The sequence below is a fragment of the Arthrobacter celericrescens genome (assembly GCF_003614925.1).
GTDB classification, from domain to species: domain Bacteria; phylum Actinomycetota; class Actinomycetes; order Actinomycetales; family Micrococcaceae; genus Arthrobacter; species Arthrobacter celericrescens.
Genome location: NZ_QYLP01000016.1, coordinates 43120 through 59560, shown reverse-complemented (window position 1 = coordinate 59560; position 16441 = coordinate 43120). Strand labels below are relative to the sequence as shown.

Genomic DNA, 16441 nt, shown 5'->3' with positions numbered 1-16441 from the left:
GCGGTCTTTCGGCGCAGCTTTTCCGGCCGATCTTCCGGCGGATCTGGAGACTCGCCGCAGGACATCGCCCCGACGGGCGCCACTGACCATACCGTTGAATCTGTGAGAAAAACACCGCTCGAACTGGCCGCAATTGCAACAGCGGCAGTTCCCGGCCTGGCGCCGACAGCCACTGCATCCGCTCCGGACGACGCCGCCGATTTCGACTCGGCGCTCCTGCTCGACTCCGACGGCAAACGCTGGCGGGTTCGCTCACCGAGGCACGCCGAGGCCAGCACCCGGCTGGAGACCGAGTTCATGGTGTTGCGGACGTTCACCCCGGCCATCCGTGCCGAACTCCCCTTCCTGCTCCCCAGCGTCGCCGGCACCGTGCGGCAAAGCACCTTGAGCACCTTCGTGTACGCGCACCTGGCCGGCACGACCCGCAGCATCGAGGAACTCTCGGCCTGCAGCGACGCCCTGGCCAAGGAAATCGGCACCGCCCTGGCGGCCGTCCACGACCTGCCGCAGTCGCTGGTCAACAACGCGGACCTGCCCAGCTACACGGCCAACGAGTTCCGCCAGCGAAAGCTCAATGAGCTGGACCAGGCGGCGACCACGGGCAAGATCCCCACGATCCTCCTGCGCCGCTGGGAGCACGCCCTGGAGGATGTGGCCCTGTGGCGCTTCAACCCGTGCGTGGTCCACGGCGACCTGCACGAAGACAACCTGCTGGTGGACGGCGACCGCGTGACGGCCCTGACGGGCTGGACCGACCTTCGTATCGGCGACCCCGCGGACGACTTTGCGTGGCTGGTTGCTTCCAATGAGCAGTCCTTCGTCGGCGCGGTGCTGCGGCATTACACGGATGCCCGCCGGGACCAGGCCGACAGCCACCTGCTGCGCCGCGCGGCCCTGCTCGCCGAGTTCGCCCTGGCCCAGTACCTGGTGAAGGCACTAGCCGCAGGCCACGCCGAAATGACCGCCGAGGCCGAAGCCATGCTGAAATCGCTGGCGGACGATATCGGCGAGCAGGACGCAGCCGACGCCGAAGCTGCCGCCGCCGAAGCCGACACGGCAGCCGCCGGGGCCCCGGTTCCTGGTGGCGGAGCTGCCGGCAGCCCGACGGCGGTACCTCCACACCCGGTTGCCGGCACGACGCCGGCGGTCAGCGTGAGCGCAGTGCCAGCCCCCGCCGTCAGCGTTGCTCCGATCCCGGATGCCGCCGGGGGTGCTGCTGACACCGCACTTGCGGGCGGCGCACCGGCAGTCCCTGATGTCTCGACGGCGGCACTCCGGATCGTGCCTCCCGCACCTGCGGGTGCGCCGGAAGAGAGCGCCTCCGCGGAGCCGGACGGCCAGCGGGAAGACTCCGCCTCGGGAGGACCCGCAGGAGAAAAGCCCGCGGCGGACAAGCCCTCAGAGTCGGGCAAGGCTTCAGAGCCGGGCAAGGCCGGCCTCCAGGACGCCGACAAGCGGTAGCCCGGGGCACCGGCCCACCCCGCTCCTTGCGGGCGACGGCCGCGGCCTCACTCCCCCGGCCGGGAAAGCGCCCCTGCGATGACCGCTTCGAGTTCGGCTTCCGACCCGAGGTCGTGCGGACGGACCACGGCGTCGTCCGGGACGTAGTAGAAGGCCGCGCTGACCGATTCCAAGGGCACCCCCTTCAGGCGCGCCCAGGCGAGGCGGTACACCGCCAGCTGCACGGAGCGGCTGGCGAGGCGGCCGCCCGAGGGGCGCTTGCCTGTCTTCCAGTCCACCAGTTCCCAGCTGCCGTCGGCATTGCGGAACACCGCGTCGATCCGGCCGCGGACCACCACCCCGGCGATGCTGGTTTCCACCGGCACTTCGACGAAGGCCGGCGCCCGGTGGGCCCATTCGGAGTCCTTGAAGGTATCCACCATGTCGTCGAGACCGTAGGCGGCGTCGATATGGGCGTCGGCCCCCGCTTCCCCGCCGAAGTCCAGCATGCCTGTGGTGCCGAAATACTCCTCCACCCAGGAATGGAATGCGGTTCCCTTGCGTGCCGCGACACCGGGTTCGCGGGGCACCGGACGCCTAAGCTGGGCAAGCACCGCATCCGGATCGTCGCCCAACTCCACGAACATGGACGCAGAAATGTGGCCCGGCAAGTGGATGTCCTGGACCGGTTTCCGCTGGCGTGAGCGCTTCAGGAGGAGATCCGCTTCCTCCGCCCACCCGGCAGCAGTACCGTGGAGCGCCCTGCGCGGGGCAACCGCCCCGGCCGCGGAGGGGCTGTCCAGCCCGGACGGTCCGTCGGGGCCAGCAGGTGCTTCCGCCAGGTACAAGGGCTCGCCCGGGCGCAGCGCCCCAATGGCCTGCCTGACGCGGTCCGCCGCGGCGTCCATGGCGGCGCGACGGCCCGGCACGTTGCGCAGCCGGTCCCCGGTCCGCGGGTCGCAGGGACCTTCGAGCGGATCGTACGGGAACACCGCCAGTTCGGCTGCCACGGTCAGCGGGCTTTCGGCGGGCAGTTCGTCTTCACGCAGGGAGGCGGGATGGATTCCTGCGGAAGTTCCGGCGTCGGGCATACCTGGAAGGCCTGCGGCCTCCGCGGGTTCCGTGAGTGGAGCGAGTTCGGCGAGGAAGGGCGAGATCTCGGCGATTCCGGACCGCGACCCGTTCCAGGCCGCACTCGACACCCACAGCACGAACTTGGCCCGGGTGTAGGCGACGTAGGCCAGGCGCCGCTCCTCAGCCTCCCCGTGGTGCTGGACCTCGGCCTTGAATTCCTTCTCCGCGTCCAGCCAGCCCTTCTGGTCCGGCTGGTCCAGGTCCCATTGCGGCAGGTCGGCGCGGTCGCCGCGCAGGGGCCAGGGAAGGGCAGCCGCGCCGCTGCTCCATCGCGAGTCCCTGTTGCTGGGGAACGAGCCGGCATTGAGGCCCGGGACGAAGACGATGTCCCATTCCAGTCCCTTGGAGGCGTGGACCGTGAGCAGTTGGACGGCCTCGTGGTTGACTTCCGTGGCGGCGGCGTCGAGCCCGCCTTCCTCGGACGCGGCAGCTTCCAGCCAGGAGAGGAAGGCCAGCAGGTCCACCCGTTGGGAGGTCTGCAGGAAGCCGGCGGCGGCGTCCTGGAAGGCGTCGAGGTTCCGGCGGGCCTGGTGGATGCTGACCCCGGGCTTGGCGGCCACTTCGACGTCGAGCAGCATGGCCCGTTCGACCTCGCCCAGCAGGGTGGTGAGGTCGTCCCCGAGGAAGCTGCGCAGCCCCCGCAGCTCCGCCGACAGCCGGCTCAGCCGCTCCTGCGCGACGTCGCTCAGGGACCGGCCGTGGGCCGACGTCCACCCCGGGCGGGGCAGGAAGTCCAGGGCCTCCACGAGGCTCGCGGCGTCAGTGATGTCGCCTTCGACGACGACGTCGCCGGCGGTCTCGTCCGCGGCGAGCTCCGCCATCAGCGCTTCCGGACCGGAGCCGGCCTGGGCACGGCGCCTGGCGAGGAAGCGCGACCAGTCGTGGAAGGCCATGAGGTCGGCAGTACCGATCCGCCACCGCGCTCCGGCGAGCAAGCGCATCAGGGCGTCAGAGCGGCCCGGATCGGCGAGCACCCGCAGCGTGGATACGAGGTCCACGATCTCCGGGGTGTCCAGGAGCCCGCCAAGGCCGACGATCTCGTAGGGAATCCCCTGCACTTCGAATTCCCGCCGCAGGACCTCCATCTGCGCCCGGCGGCGGCAAAGGACGGCCATGCTCGGCAGGACGGCGTCCCCGGCCTGGTCCGTTTCGAAGATGGTGCGGCGGTAGCGCTGGACGTCGCGGGCAACCGCCGCCGCCTCGTCCTCGTCCGTCGCGAAGCGGCCAAGGATGACATTGCCTTCGACTGCTGCCGGGCTTGGCTTAAGCGACGGGACCGACACTGCGCTCCCCTGCGTCCGTTCACCGGCCGGCCCGCCGGTCCCTGCTGCCTTGTTCAGGGGCGCGGAGATGACGTTGGCCGCGCCGAGGATGTTGCGGCCGTTCCGCCACGCCGTGGTCAGGTAGGACACCGGGGCCGGAATGAACGACGCCGGGCGGCCGCCGTCGTCGGTCCTCGCCGGGAACTCCTGGACGAAGTGGAACAGCTGGCCCGCGGACGCGCCACGGAATCCATAGATCGACTGGTTCGGGTCCCCCACTGCCGTGACGGCGTGCCCCTCGCCGAACAGCCGGGAGAAGAGCACGAGCTGGGCGTGCGAGGTGTCCTGGAATTCGTCGAGGAGCACCACTTTGTAGCGGGACCGTTCGGTGGCGGCGGCCACGGGGACGTCCCGGGCGATCCTGGCCGCCAGGGCTACGAGGTCGCCGAAGTCGAGCACGCCCCGTTCGCGCTTTGCCGACTGGTAGCGGCCGACCATGTCCGCCACGCTGGCACGGGTCAGCAGCATGGCGTTCAGGTCGGCGGCGGCCTGGGTGGGGTTCTTCTTGGCCCCTGCCTGGTAGGGCAGCTGGCTGAACTCCGTGGTCCGCTCCATCAGCCAGGACTGCACTTCGGCGGGCTCCCGCAGGTGCTCCGCGCATTCGCCCGCCAGCTGCACCACGGCGTTGACCAACGTGGATTTCGCCGCGGTGAAGTGTTCGTAGGGGCCGTCGTAGGCTTCCACGACCTCGCCGGCCAGCTGCCACGCCTGGGCTCCGCCGAGCAGCACCACGTCACGCTCGATGCCCAGGCGCAGGCCGTAGTCCGAGACGATGCCGCTCGCGTAGGAGTGGTACGTGGACACCTTTGGCTCGAGCTCGTCCGAACCCGCCAGCCAGTCCGGGAAACCGTGCCGTCCGGGGTCCTCGACGGCGATCCGCTGCAGCGTGGCCAGTTTGGCCCGGATGCGGCTGGCCAGTTCCCCTGCCGCCTTCCGGGTGAAGGTGACGCCAAGGACCTCCTCGGGCCTGACCCAGCCGTTGGCCACCAGCCACACCACACGGTCTGCCATGGTTGCGGTCTTCCCGGACCCCGCGCCTGCGATGACAAGCCGGGGCGACAAGGGCGAGGCGATGATTGCTGCCTGTTCATCCGTGGGGCGGTTCTTTTCGCCCATGATTGCGGCGAGCTCCCCGGGGGTGAATCGTGCCGGCGGCGTGCCTGCACCCGGTTCCGGGGCGGTCCCGCCAAGCGCCGGGGCGAGGGTGTCGAGCGTCATTCCGTAACCTGCTTTCCTCGGGCACAGAGCGGGCAAATCTCGGGCAGGCGGCACCCGTGCCCGCCGTGGCCGCCCTTGGACGGATCGTGCCGGGCTTCGAAAGTGGCCCCCGACATGAGCGCGGCGGCTTCGTTGACCATGTCCCGGGCCCAGTTGTCGCCGGCTTCGAGTGCCTCCTGGACCTGGATGCCGGGAGACTTCGTCTTGGTACCGAGCTGGGCCAGCACGGCACCGCCGGGGGCTGCGCCGGTATCGAAGGCCCCTTCGAGGACGGCAGCCTGGTAGGCGCCAAGCTGCGGGTGCCGGGCGAGTTCGGTCTTGCCGGGCTGTCTCCTGCCCGTCTTGAGGTCCACGATCACGAGCCTGCCCTCAGCGTCGATTTCCAGGCGGTCCACCTGGCCACGAAGCATGGCGGCCCGCTCACCAACGGGCGGTAGCGGGACATCGAAATCGAGCTCGACGCCCACGAGGCGCCGGCCTTCGCTGCGCATCACCAGGATGTACTGGGCAAGCTTGCGGACCATGGCCTCGGCACGCTGGAAATCCAGCCGGCCTTCCCAGTTGTCCTTCATGCCAAGGGCAGGCCAGCGCCGGGCGAGTTCCGCAAGGTACTCGGCGCCGGAGGCGTCGGGGAGTTCCTGGGCGATGGCGTGCACCAGGGTGCCCAGGCTCCGGGCGAAGTCCGTGGCCGCCTCTCCGCCGGCCGCCTGCACAAACCAGTCCAGCGGCGACTTGTGCACTGATTCGACCTTCGACGGTGACACCATGACGGTCCCGCCGTCGGGAACCACGGGGGCCTCGCTGCTAAGCGGGGCCAGGCCCCACCAGCTGTCCGGATGGGCACCTGGCACAGGGGGTTCGGCCGAGGCCAGGTGCGCGAGGACCCGTGCGGCTTCGGCGGCGTTGTCGAGTTCCACCGCGTTCGTATCCACTTGCACCTTCTGGCGTAGCTCCGCCACGAGGGCGCGCAGTGTCATGGGACGCTCCACCGAGGTGTAGCCACGGCTGTACTGGCCCGTTTCGAGGGGAGCCACGTAGTCCAGGAACGCCGAAGGCTGCTCGTCTTCCGACGACACAGCGGTGCAGATGAGCAGTTCCCCGGCACGCGAAACGGCGGTGGAGAAGCTGCGCAGTTCGTCGTAGCGGATGTCGCGGAGCCGGCTGAGCGGGCCGCGCTGCAGCGCGTGCTCCACCCCGTGCTCGACGGCGTCCGCGAACAGGGTGCTGCCCAGCAGTTCACCGCGCAGCCGGGTGTTCGGCCACACCCCTTCCTGCAGGCCCGCCACAATCACCACCGGCCATTCCCTGCCTGCCGCGCTGGCCGGGGTCATCAGCTCCACGGCTTCCTCCAACTGGGCGCGCGCCGCCAGGGTGTCCATCGGCAGTTCCTGGTTCATCAGGTACTCCAGGAACTGCTCCGCACCCGAACCCGGGAGCTGGTCGACGTACCGCTCCGCGGTGTGGAAAAGGGCCATCATCGCGTCGAGGTCGCGGTCCGCGCGGGCGCCAGGCGCGCCGCCGTCGAGCGCCAATGCTGTCCACCGGGCCGCCAGGCCGCTGCCCTGCCACAACGCCCAGAGAACGGTTTCGGCGTTGGCTCCCGCCTGGCCCAAGGCCTCGCCGCCGGCCCTGATCATCCGGGCGATGCGACGGGCGGAGCTGCCCTCGATCCCCAAGGAACCCAGGGCGCCGGGCTGGAGCAGCGCTTCGACCAGCAAGGAATCGCTCGCCCGCCCGCCGCCACCGAGCAGCTCCTCCCGTCGCAGCGACTGCCGGAGCCGGCGCAGTTCGATGGCCGTGGCCCCGCCGATCCGGGAGGTCAGCAGGGACACGGCGAGTTCGGGCGTGAGCTTCGAGGGCTCGAGCACCACGCCGTAGAGCTCCAGCAGGGGACGCACCGCAACCTCGTCGCGGACAGCGGCGTCTGCCACGGGCACCTGCACCGGGATCCCCTGCCCGGACAGGTAGCGCTGGAGCTGGGCGAGCTGCCCGCCGTTGCGCACGATCACGGCGATGTCGCTGAAAGCGCGCCCTTCCCGCAGCTGTGCCTCGAGGATGCGCTGCGCCACGTACCGGAGTTCGTGCGCGGGCGACGGCAGGAGGTGCGCCTCTGCGCGGCCATCCCCGGCCGCGCCGGAGGCGGTTTCGAGACGCCGGGCCAGCTGGCCGCCCTGGCGCTGCGAAATCCGGTCCGCGACGCCCAGCCAGGCCTTCGCCACGCCAGGCACCTGGCGGTGGGCAGTCGACAGCGGGAGCTCCTTTGCGGTGCCCAGCAGTCGGGGCAGCTCGGCCACGAGGTCCGGACGGGCACCCCGGAATCCCTGGACCACCGTGTCCGGGGAGGACGTGATCACGGCGTCCTTGCCCTCAGCGATGTCGGCGAGCAGTTCGAAGACGGCCGGATTGGCCTCCTGGATGTCATCGACGAGGATCAGCTGGAGCCGTTCGCGTTCGGCTTCCAGGAAGCCGGGTGCGTCCTGGAAAATCTGCCGCGCCGCCGTAATGATCCCGGCGGGATCGAAGGCCTCGGGCATGCGCAGGTCCAGCACGTCGCGGTATTCGGAATAGAGACGGGCTGCGGCCATCCAATCGGGGCGGTCGCATTCATAGGCGAGTGCCGTGAGGTCCTCGGCGGTGCGGCCGGATTCGATGATGCGGTCGAAAAGCTGGCGGATTTCCTGGCGGAAACCGCGCGTGGGCAGGGCCGCGGAGAAGTCGTCAGGCCAAGGCAGCTCGAGGCCCGGGCGGCTGTGGCCCTCAAGCAGTTCCTTGATGATGAGGTCCTGTTCGGGGCCCGAGAGGAGCTTCGGCGGCCGCGGCAGCGGCATGACCCCTTCGGCCTTCGCCCGCCGGATCAGGTCGAAAGCGTAGGACGCCCAGGTGCGGGCCGGCGTCGTGCTCAGGGTCCGCCCCAGGCGGGCGGTGAAGCGGTCCCGCAGCGCCGAGGCGGCGTGCCGCCCCGGTGCCAGGATGAGGATGCGGCCGGGGTCGACGCCGTCCCGTTCCACCCGCCGGACAGCCGTTTCGACCAGGACGGCGGTCTTTCCCGTGCCGGGCGCGCCGGGCACCAGGAGCGGCCCGGAACCGTGCGGAAGCCCGACGACGGCGGCCTGGTCCGCGGACAGCAGCGGCACCGTGCAGATGTTTTCGCGCGGCGGGACAAGCCGGAGGCGCGGGGTTTGGCGGGGGGCTTGCGGGGTTCCTGCCGAGGCTTTGCTGGCTGACTGGCTGCTTAGGGGGACGCTCACACAGTCATTTCATCATCGGGCACTGACAATTGATGGAGCTGACGCTCCAGCTCCTCCGAAATCACATCGATCCGGTCGAAATCCTCCTCGCCGGGGGCCCAGCGGGCTGCGGCGATGTCGACCCGCCAGCGGCCTTCGCCGGTCCGCAGGAATGCCTCATGGTCTCCGTGCAGCGGGGTTCCTTCGGCGAGGTAGTGGCGTAGGGCCTCGGCTTCGTGGCCCGGCGGGGCTTCGCCGCTGGCCCGAAGGACGCGCCACCAGGCCACCGCACTGCCGTAGTGGCTCATGACCGAACCCACCTGGCGGGGGCCGCCGTGCCCGAGCAGTTCAGCAACGTCGCCGTAAGCGAGGGCCGCGCCCGGAGGCACGAGATCCACAACGGCCAGCACCGCCCCCACAAACTCCGTCCGCATGTTTCAAGCGTATCGGCTGCCCCACGGTGTCGGTTTCCAATCTTGTCGGGGGCTGCCGGTAGCGTGAAGGCATGAGCTCCTGGAACACCCTCCCCCGCGCCGCGTTCGACCTCGAAACCACCGGTCGGAACTCCCGCGCCGCGAGGATCGTCACTGCGTCCATCACCGTGGTGGACGGCCAGGGCAACGTGATCAAGGAACGGGAGTGGCTGGCAGATCCCGGCGTCGAGATCCCCCAGGAAGCGAGCGACGTCCACGGCATCACCACCGCGAAAGCGCGTGCTGAGGGCCGCCCGGCGGCCGAGGTCACCCGCGAGGTCGCGGCCACCTTGCAGGAACTGTTCGACGACGGCGTTCCCGTCATCGCGTTCAACGCCAGCTACGACTTCACCGTCCTTGCCGCCGAATCCGCCCGTTATGGGGTGCCGCAGCTGAGCCGGTTCCCGGTGTTGGACCCGTACATCATGAACAAGCAGGTGGACCGCTACCGCAAGGGCAAGCGCACCCTCGGGGCGCTGTGCGAGGAATACGGGGTGGACCTCGAGAACGCCCACACCTCGGCTGCCGACGCCTTGGCAACGCTGCGGGTGCTCGACGCCATGGCCGGCAAGTTCCCCAAGCTGCACATGCCGGCGTCCAAGCTCCACCAGCTCCAGGTCGACTGGGCCGCAGCGCAGGCCGCCGACTTCCAGTCCTACCTGCGCCGCAGCAAGCCCACCGCCGTGATCGAGGGCGACTGGCCGGTGCTCCCGCCGGAAGACGCGAGCCGCGGCGGTTTCTAGTCGCTGGTTTCCAGCCCTTTCCACAGGCCCATATAGCACGCCAGCAGACATGACGCATGTCACAGGATCCCGCCTCCGGAGCAGCGCCTCCGGGCGGCGGACACAATTCATCCGTTGCGTTTTCTTACGAGCGTTCCAATGAAGGTTTGTGACTTTTCGTAATAAATCTTCGGAATATTGACCATTGTTGCGAACTATGTTCGGAATCTTTGAGCCGCAGGGCCGGATGACATAATTAAGTTTGGCGGGTTGAGTTCTGCTAGGGCCCCACGAATGAACCTGTGGCCGCATCCCCGCCCGCGTCACCGAGATCCCAGTAATTCCAATGAAAGTGAACGCTTGATGAAAATCAAAGCTCTGAAGTGGCTGTCTACTGTCCCCGTAGCCGCCGCCCTCGTCGTGTCCCTCGCCGCATGCGGCGGTGGAACGTCCCCGGCTGGCTCGGCTTCCCCCACCGACGCCCTCGCCGGTGCCCAGAACACTGACAAGTACACCACTGCAGACGTCACGTCCCTGGACAAGATCGACAAGAGCAAGCTGGGCCTCATCACCGATGGCACCATCAAGGTCGGCACCCTCTCCGACGCCCCGCCGAGCATCTTCATCGACAAGTCCGGCAACTTCACCGGCTTCGACAACGATCTGCTCAAGGCAATGGGCGAGAAGCTCGGCCTGAAGGTCGAATTCGCTTCCACCAAGTTCCAGAGCCTCCTGGCCCAGGTCAAGAACCAGCAGTTCGACGTCGGATCCTCCTCGATCTCGACTACCGACGCCCGCCGCCAGACCGTTTCCTTCACCAACGGCTACGACTTCGGCTTCATGGCCTTGGTGGCCAAGACCGACAGCGACGTCAAGAGCATCGCCGACCTCAAGGAAGGCGTCCGCGTGGGCGTCGTCCAGGGCACCGTCCAGGACGACATGGTCACCAACCAACTGGGCCTCGACCCTGTCCGCTACCCGGACTACAACACCGCCTACGCCAACGTAAAGAGCGGTCAGATCGACGCCTGGCTGGCCCCGTCCCAGCAGGCCGAAGGCCAGATCAAGTCAGGCGACGGCACCAAGATCCACGAGAAGAAGGTCGCAACCCAGAACTTCTCCGCCTATGCCGTCGCGAAGGACAACAAGGCCCTGGCCGAGGCGCTGAACTCCGCCCTCGACGCTGTTATCGCGGATGGCACTTGGACTACTCTCGCCAAGAAGTGGTTCCCCGAGCGCAAGACCGACGCCGAGCGCATGCCCGACGGTTGGAAGCCGGGCAGCAAGGCTGTCCAGGTCCCCGCCGACAAGTAAAGACCGGCCACCAGCCGAACCGCAGTAAAACCACCGCTCAAGCCTGGGCCCGTTATCGGGTCCGGGCTTGAGCGGCTAAGACCGAGGAGTCATATGGACGCATGGAGCCGCCTTGCGGACACCTTTCTGAACTGGGGCTACATCGCCGAGGTGCTGCCCACGATGTTCTCGTACGGCCTGCTGAACACGATCGTCCTGGCGCTGGCGTCCGGGCTCATCGGCACCTTCCTGGGCATAGTGCTGGCATTGATGGGTATCTCCAGGAACCCCGTGGCCCGCTGGGTCGCCCGCATCTACACGGACATCTTCCGCGGCCTGCCGGCGGTGCTGGTCATCCTGGTGATCGGCCTCGGTTTCGGCCCCCTGCTGAACGAACTCACCGGCATCCGCAGCCCCTACCCCCTCGGCATCGCCGCCCTGAGCCTGATGGCCGCCGCCTACATCGGCGAGATCTTCCGCTCGGGCATCCAGAGCGTGGACAAGGGCCAGCTCGAAGCCTCCCGCGCGCTGGGATTCGGCTACGGCCCCTCGATGCGCATGATCGTCGTCCCGCAGGGCATCCGGCGCGTGCTCCCGGCCCTCATGAACCAGTTCATCGCCCTCATCAAGGAATCCTCCCTTGTGTTCACCCTCGGCCTGATGAGCCGTGAGCGCGAGCTGTTCCAGATCGGCCAGGACTTCGCCGCCAACAACGGCAACCAGTCCCCCTTGGTCGCGGCGGCCATCTTCTACCTGGCGCTGACCATCCCGCTGACCCACCTGGTCAACTACATCGACAACCGCCTGCGGACCGGCAAGGAACAGAAGCACGAACCTGACGAGGCCGCGGCCGTCATCGGGAAGGGAGCCCACGCATGAGCCAGTTCACCTCCGGATCCCTCACCGGCAAGAACCTGCACCTGGCCTTCGGCAGCAACAAGGTGCTGCGCGGCATCGACATCCACGTGGAAAAGGGCACCGCGGCCTCCGTGATCGGCCCCTCCGGCTCGGGCAAGTCCACCTTGCTGCGCGTCATGAACCGGCTCATCGAACCGGACCAGGGCGACATCCTGCTGGACGGCCGCTCGGTCCTCAAGGACAACCCGGACGAGCTCCGCCGCCGGATCGGCATGGTGTTCCAGCAGTTCAACCTCTTCCCGCACAAGTCCGTGGGCGAGAACGTAGCGTTCGCGCTGCGGAAGCTGCGGAAGCTCCCCAAGGACCAGGCCTGGGCCGAGGCCCTGGACCAGTTGGACAAGGTCGGGCTCAAGCACAAGGCCGGCGTGCGCCCCGCAACCCTCTCCGGCGGCCAGCAGCAGCGCGTGGCGATCGCCCGGGCCCTGGCCATGAAGCCGGAAGTCATGTTCTTCGACGAGGCCACCTCCGCCCTCGACCCCGAGCTCGTCAAAGGCGTCCTGGCCCTCATGAGCGACCTCGCCAGCGATGGCATGACCATGGTGGTGGTGACCCACGAAATGGGCTTCTCCCGCAACGTGTCCAACCAGGTGGTCTTCATGGACGGCGGCGTGGTGGTGGAGAACGGCAGCCCTGACCAGCTCTTCACCGAGCCGAAAACCGAGCGCCTGCAGAAGTTCCTCTCGGACGTTCTCTAGCCGGCTGGTCTCCAACCAACCCGGCGCAGATCCCCGGCAGCCTCAGGCTGCCGGGGATCTCGCTTTAACCGGCCCTACTTGCCCGCCTTGACCCGGAGGACGGTGAGCGCCGCGGCGTCGACGGCCTTGCGGAAGGCCGGTTCCGCCGTCGCGCGCCGCAGGACTTCGGCATACATCGCCGGAACAGAGCCGGAATCGGCGCACAGCACCATCGTGCCGCCGGCGGCAATGAAGTTGCCTGCCCGCTCCCCCACGCTCCAGGGCGCAAGCTGCGCGGCGTTGCAGAGATCGTCAGAGACGATGATGCCGGTGAAGCGGGCGTCGGTGCGGAGCATGGTGCGCATGACCACGGGCGAGAACGGCGCGGGCCGGGCGGAGTCGATGAGGTTGTAGTAGGCGTTGGAGACCATGACCCAACGGACACCCCCACGGATCGCCGCCGTGAAGGGTGCCAGGTACGGGTCGTTCCGGGTGGTGGCGGTGTCGCGGACGTTGGCGCTGACATCGGTGTTGAGCGTGACCCTGCCGAGGCCCGGGTAGTGCTTCACCACGGGGGCCACGCCGGCGTCCCGCAGTCCCGCGGCGAACGCGTTCCCGTAGGCGGAGACCGCGCCGGGTGTGTAGCCGTATTCCCGCTGGAAGTAGCCGATCGGCGCGTTCGACGGCGCGAACGCGGCCCCGGGGACGGTGTCCAGGACCGGTCCGAGGTCGACGTTGATCCCGGCCCTGAGGAGTTCGCCGCCCCAGATGCGGGACTGTGCGCGCAGCTGCGCCGGGGCGTAGGCGGTCTGGGCCAGGGCGGTGGGGATCTCGGAGAAGCCCGGTCCGCGCAGCACCTGCACGTAGCCGCCTTCCTGGTCCGTGGCCACCGAGACCGGGATCTTGTTCCCGGACTTCGCGGCAGCTGAACGGAGGGACGCCACGAGCGAGGCCGTTGCGTTGACACCGGCTTGGCTGCGGCCGGCCAGGTAGAAGTTGCCGATGTTCCGGCCCAGGAGGTTCGCCACGGCAGCGGAATCGCTGCCGCCGGCGTTCGCGCCGACCATGAACAGCTGGCCCACCCGTTGGTCCAAGCTCAACGCAGCGAGCAGGCGTTCGGGAGTTGCCGGGACGGGTTTGGCAGTCGGCCGGGGCTTCGGAGCGGCGGACGGCGTTGGGGTCCCGGTGGGACGCGGGGTCTCGGCGGGTGTCGTCACCGAAGCGGACGCGGACGACGGCGGCGCGGCAGCCGGGCTCGACGCCGTCGATTCAGCGCGGGACGGCTGAGGACTGCCGGACGGCGTGCACGCCGTGAAAAGCGCCGCGATGGCTCCCGCAAGCACCACCGTTCCGGCACCGCGGAACACGCAACGGCGCCGCGGATAATTTTCTGATGAGGAATTCTGGAGCATGGAATCAGCTGCCTGATAGGCCTCGTGCGTACCAAACCAGCCTACGCCCGGCGTGGCCGGCAACGGAGGGACCCGCCGCCGGCCACGGATAAGCGATCTCAGGCGGGCACTGCCTGCGCGGCAGCCTGGGCGGCGGCCGGAAGGGCGTCGAAGATCCGGTTCATCGCGGCGTCGTCGTGCGCTGCGGACAGGAACCAGGCCTCGAAGACGCTCGGCGGCAGGTAGACGCCGGAGTCCAACATGGAGTGGAAGAACGGCGCATAGCGGAACACGTCCTGGGCCTGCGCGTCGGCGTAATTGTGCACGCCGTTGGCGGAGGTGCCGAAGGCCACGGAGAACAGGTTTCCGGCGCGCTGGATGGAGTGGTCCACGCCCGCCGCGTCGAGGGCGGAGGACAGGGCAGCGGAGAGCTCCAGCGAACGGGCATCCACGAAGGAGTAGACCTCCGGCGTCGCATGCGTGAGGGTCGCGACGCCGGCGGCCATGGCCACCGGGTTACCGGAGAGCGTGCCTGCCTGGTACACGGGGCCGAGCGGTGCGAGGTAGTCCATGACGTCGGCACGCCCGCCGAGTGCCGCCGTCGGCATGCCGCCGCCGATCACCTTGCCGAAGGTCAGCAGGTCCGGGGTCCAGCCCTCGGTAGCGCCGGTGAGTCCCCAGTAGCCGGCGTAGCCGGTACGGAAGCCGGTGAGGACCTCGTCCAGGATGAGCAGGGCGCCGTGTTCGCGGGTGATCCGGGAGAGGGCGGCGTTAAAGCCCTCGCCCGGGGTAACGACGCCCATGTTCGCCGGGGCGGCTTCGGTGATGACGGCGGCGATGTGCTCGCCGTGGGCGGAAAAGGCGGCCTCGACGGCGTCGAGGTCGTTGTAGGGCAGCACGAGGGTTTCGGCGGCGGCGGCTTCGGTGACGCCGGCCGAGCCCGGGAGCGCCATGGTGGCCAGGCCGGAACCCGCGGCGGCCAGCAGGCCGTCCAGGTGGCCGTGGTAGCAGCCGGCGAACTTCACGATGAGGTTGCGGCCCGTAAAGCCGCGGGCCAGGCGCACGGCGGTCATGGTGGCTTCGGTGCCGGTGGAGACCATGCGGAGGCGCTCGACGGCGGACACACGTTCCTTGACGAGTTCGGCCAGGCGGGCCTCGTCCGGGGTGGAGGCACCGAAGGAGAGACCGCGGTCCACGGCGGCGTGCACGGCGTCGAGCACGGCGGGGTGGGCGTGGCCAAGCAACGCCGGGCCCCAGGAGCACACCAGGTCCACGTAGTCCTTGCCGTCAGCGTCCTTGAGGTAGGCGCCTTTCGCGGAGACCATGAAACGCGGGGTGCCGCCCACGGAACCGAAGGCGCGAACAGGCGAGTTGACGCCCCCTGGCATCAGGGTCTGGGCATGGGCGAAGAGATCATCCGAACGAGTCATGCCCCTATTCTTTCATCCCGCAGGGGCAGGGATTGGCGCCCCTGCGGGATGAAAGGGTCACTTCACCTGCGCGCTCAAGGACAGCAGTTCTGCCACCCGCGGGGCGACTTCGGAGCCGAAGAGCTCGATGGAGCGCATCATCTTCGCGTGGGCCAGGGTACCGTTGCTGTATTTGAGTTCGAAGCGGTCGGCGCCGAGGGTCCCCTTGAGCCGGGCGACCTTGGCGGCCACCGTCTCCGGCGAGCCGACGAACAAGGCACCGTCCTCCTCCACGAGGGCTTCGAATTCGCCGCGGCCGGCCGGGCCCCAGCCGCGTTCGGCGCCGATCCGGTTGCGGGTGGCAAGCCAGTGCGGGAAGTAGTCTTCGCGGGCCTGCTCATCGGTGTCGGCGACGTAGCCGGGCGAGTGCACGGCGAGCTGCTTGGGGCTGTGTCCTGCTTCGGCCAGGCTGCGGCGGTAAAGCTGGGAGAAAGGCGCGAAGCGTTCCGGCTGCCCGCCGATGATCGCCAGCACCATCGGGTAGCCGTAGGCCGCGGTGCGGACCACGGACTGCGGCGTGCCGCCGACGCCGATCCACGTGGGCAGCAGCCGGTTCTCGAGGTGCGGGTAGACCATTTGGCCGTGCAGCCCCGCGCGCGTGCGGCCGTCCCAGTTCACCGGCTTCTGGGTGCGGACCTGGTGGTAGAGCTCCAGCTTCTCCTCGAAGAGGACGTCGTAGTCGGCCAGGTCGTAGCCGAACAGCGGGAAAGATTCGGTGAACGAGCCGCGCCCAAGGATCACTTCGGCGCGGCCATTCGAGACGGCGTCGAGGGTGGCGAAGCGCTGGAAGACGCGGATGGGGTCGTCCGAGCTGAGCACGGTGACGGCGCTGCCGAGGCGGATGCGTTTCGTGGCGGAGGCGACGGCGGCCAGCACAACTTCGGGGGCGCTGACGGCGAAGTCCCGGCGGTGGTGCTCCCCCACCCCGAAGGAGTGGAGCCCGACGGCGTCGGCCAGCTTGGCCTGTTCCACCACCTGGCGCAGCACCACGGCATGGTGTTTCGGCTCGCCGGCGTCGTCAAGGTCGACGTCGCCGAAGGTGCTGACGCCGAGCAGCATGGAGTCCGCGCCTACGGGGGCGGTTGGGTCAAAGACGGGTACAGGGGACGGACCGGTTCCGGAAACTTCGCTATTTTCATGCATACGCATACAAACCGCGT

Annotated in this window: 12 protein-coding genes; 6 read left to right on the top strand and 6 right to left on the bottom strand. The window is 68.9% G+C overall.

Translation table 11 applies throughout. The annotated features are described in order from the left end of the window. Positions 1–102 precede the first annotated feature (102 nt). Entirely contained in the window at positions 103–1461 is a 1359-nt protein-coding gene (locus D3654_RS02930; RefSeq protein WP_120520035.1) for a phosphotransferase, read from the top strand. A 47-nt stretch (positions 1462–1508) separates the two neighbouring features. Here D3654_RS02930 and D3654_RS02925 read toward each other — a convergent pair whose 3' ends face one another. The 3 genes from D3654_RS02925 to D3654_RS02915 are packed head-to-tail and all read right to left on the bottom strand — an operon-like array spanning position 1509 to position 8775. Then, the gene (locus D3654_RS02925; protein ID WP_120520034.1) at positions 1509–5114 is read right to left on the bottom strand and encodes an ATP-dependent helicase; all 3606 of its coding nucleotides are present in this window, start codon (positions 5112–5114) and stop codon (positions 1509–1511) included. Beyond that, positions 5111–8362, bottom strand: a complete 3252-nt coding sequence (locus tag D3654_RS02920) for an ATP-dependent helicase (protein ID WP_120520033.1) — start codon at positions 8360–8362, stop codon at positions 5111–5113. The genes D3654_RS02925 and D3654_RS02920 overlap by 4 nt, the downstream gene beginning before the upstream one ends. Beyond that, entirely contained in the window at positions 8359–8775 is a 417-nt protein-coding gene (locus D3654_RS02915) for an MGMT family protein (protein WP_120520032.1), read from the bottom strand. The genes D3654_RS02920 and D3654_RS02915 overlap by 4 nt, the downstream gene beginning before the upstream one ends. A 71-nt stretch (positions 8776–8846) precedes the next feature. Between D3654_RS02915 and D3654_RS02910 the strand changes: the two genes are divergently transcribed. The 4 genes from D3654_RS02910 to D3654_RS02900 all read left to right on the top strand — a co-directional run bounded on the left by D3654_RS02910 (position 8847) and on the right by D3654_RS02900 (position 12442). Beyond that, positions 8847–9557 (top strand): 3'-5' exonuclease, encoded by a 711-nt coding sequence (locus D3654_RS02910; protein WP_120520031.1) that lies wholly within the window; start codon positions 8847–8849, stop codon positions 9555–9557. A 342-nt stretch (positions 9558–9899) separates the two neighbouring features. Continuing rightward, positions 9900–10850, top strand: a complete 951-nt coding sequence (locus tag D3654_RS20620) for a substrate-binding periplasmic protein (RefSeq protein WP_205571714.1) — start codon at positions 9900–9902, stop codon at positions 10848–10850. Positions 10851–10943: 93 nt separating this feature from the next. Further along, positions 10944–11708, top strand: a complete 765-nt coding sequence (locus D3654_RS20615) for an amino acid ABC transporter permease (RefSeq protein ID WP_205571713.1) — start codon at positions 10944–10946, stop codon at positions 11706–11708. Then, complete coding sequence (locus D3654_RS02900) at positions 11705–12442, top strand: amino acid ABC transporter ATP-binding protein (protein WP_120520030.1); 738 nt, start codon at positions 11705–11707, stop codon at positions 12440–12442. The genes D3654_RS20615 and D3654_RS02900 overlap by 4 nt, the downstream gene beginning before the upstream one ends. A gap of 74 nt (positions 12443–12516) precedes the next feature. Here the strand turns inward: D3654_RS02900 and D3654_RS02895 are convergent, their stop codons facing one another. Then, the gene (locus D3654_RS02895) at positions 12517–13503 is read right to left on the bottom strand and encodes a glycoside hydrolase family 3 N-terminal domain-containing protein (RefSeq protein WP_245413052.1); all 987 of its coding nucleotides are present in this window, start codon (positions 13501–13503) and stop codon (positions 12517–12519) included. Between D3654_RS02895 and D3654_RS20900 the strand changes: the two genes are divergently transcribed. Next, positions 13487–13708: a hypothetical protein gene (locus D3654_RS20900; RefSeq protein ID WP_280960086.1), complete on the top strand. Its 222-nt coding sequence runs from the start codon at positions 13487–13489 to the stop codon at positions 13706–13708. The genes D3654_RS02895 and D3654_RS20900 overlap by 17 nt on opposite strands. A 223-nt stretch (positions 13709–13931) precedes the next feature. Here the strand turns inward: D3654_RS20900 and hemL are convergent, their stop codons facing one another. Beyond that, positions 13932–15242, bottom strand: coding sequence for a glutamate-1-semialdehyde 2,1-aminomutase (gene hemL / locus D3654_RS02890; protein WP_120520028.1), 1311 nt, complete (start codon positions 15240–15242; stop codon positions 13932–13934). A 57-nt stretch (positions 15243–15299) separates the two neighbouring features. Then, complete coding sequence (locus tag D3654_RS02885) at positions 15300–16340, bottom strand: LLM class flavin-dependent oxidoreductase (protein ID WP_425359387.1); 1041 nt, start codon at positions 16338–16340, stop codon at positions 15300–15302. Positions 16341–16441 lie beyond the last annotated feature (101 nt).

Excerpts from the sequence above, each read along its gene's own strand:
- D3654_RS02925 (WP_120520034.1), bottom strand. The coding sequence starts at position 5,114 with ATGACGCTCGACACCCTCGCCCCGGCGCTTGGCGGGACCGCCCCGGAA.
- D3654_RS02915 (WP_120520032.1), bottom strand. The coding sequence starts at position 8,775 with ATGCGGACGGAGTTTGTGGGGGCGGTGCTGGCCGTTGTGGATCTCGTG.
- D3654_RS02910 (WP_120520031.1), top strand. The coding sequence starts at position 8,847 with ATGAGCTCCTGGAACACCCTCCCCCGCGCCGCGTTCGACCTCGAAACC.
- D3654_RS20620 (WP_205571714.1), top strand. The coding sequence starts at position 9,900 with ATGAAAATCAAAGCTCTGAAGTGGCTGTCTACTGTCCCCGTAGCCGCC.
- D3654_RS20615 (WP_205571713.1), top strand. The coding sequence starts at position 10,944 with ATGGACGCATGGAGCCGCCTTGCGGACACCTTTCTGAACTGGGGCTAC.
- D3654_RS02900 (WP_120520030.1), top strand. The coding sequence starts at position 11,705 with ATGAGCCAGTTCACCTCCGGATCCCTCACCGGCAAGAACCTGCACCTG.
- D3654_RS20900 (WP_280960086.1), top strand. The coding sequence starts at position 13,487 with ATGAACAGCTGGCCCACCCGTTGGTCCAAGCTCAACGCAGCGAGCAGG.
- hemL (WP_120520028.1), bottom strand. The coding sequence starts at position 15,242 with ATGACTCGTTCGGATGATCTCTTCGCCCATGCCCAGACCCTGATGCCA.
- D3654_RS02885 (WP_425359387.1), bottom strand. The coding sequence starts at position 16,340 with ATGCTGCTCGGCGTCAGCACCTTCGGCGACGTCGACCTTGACGACGCC.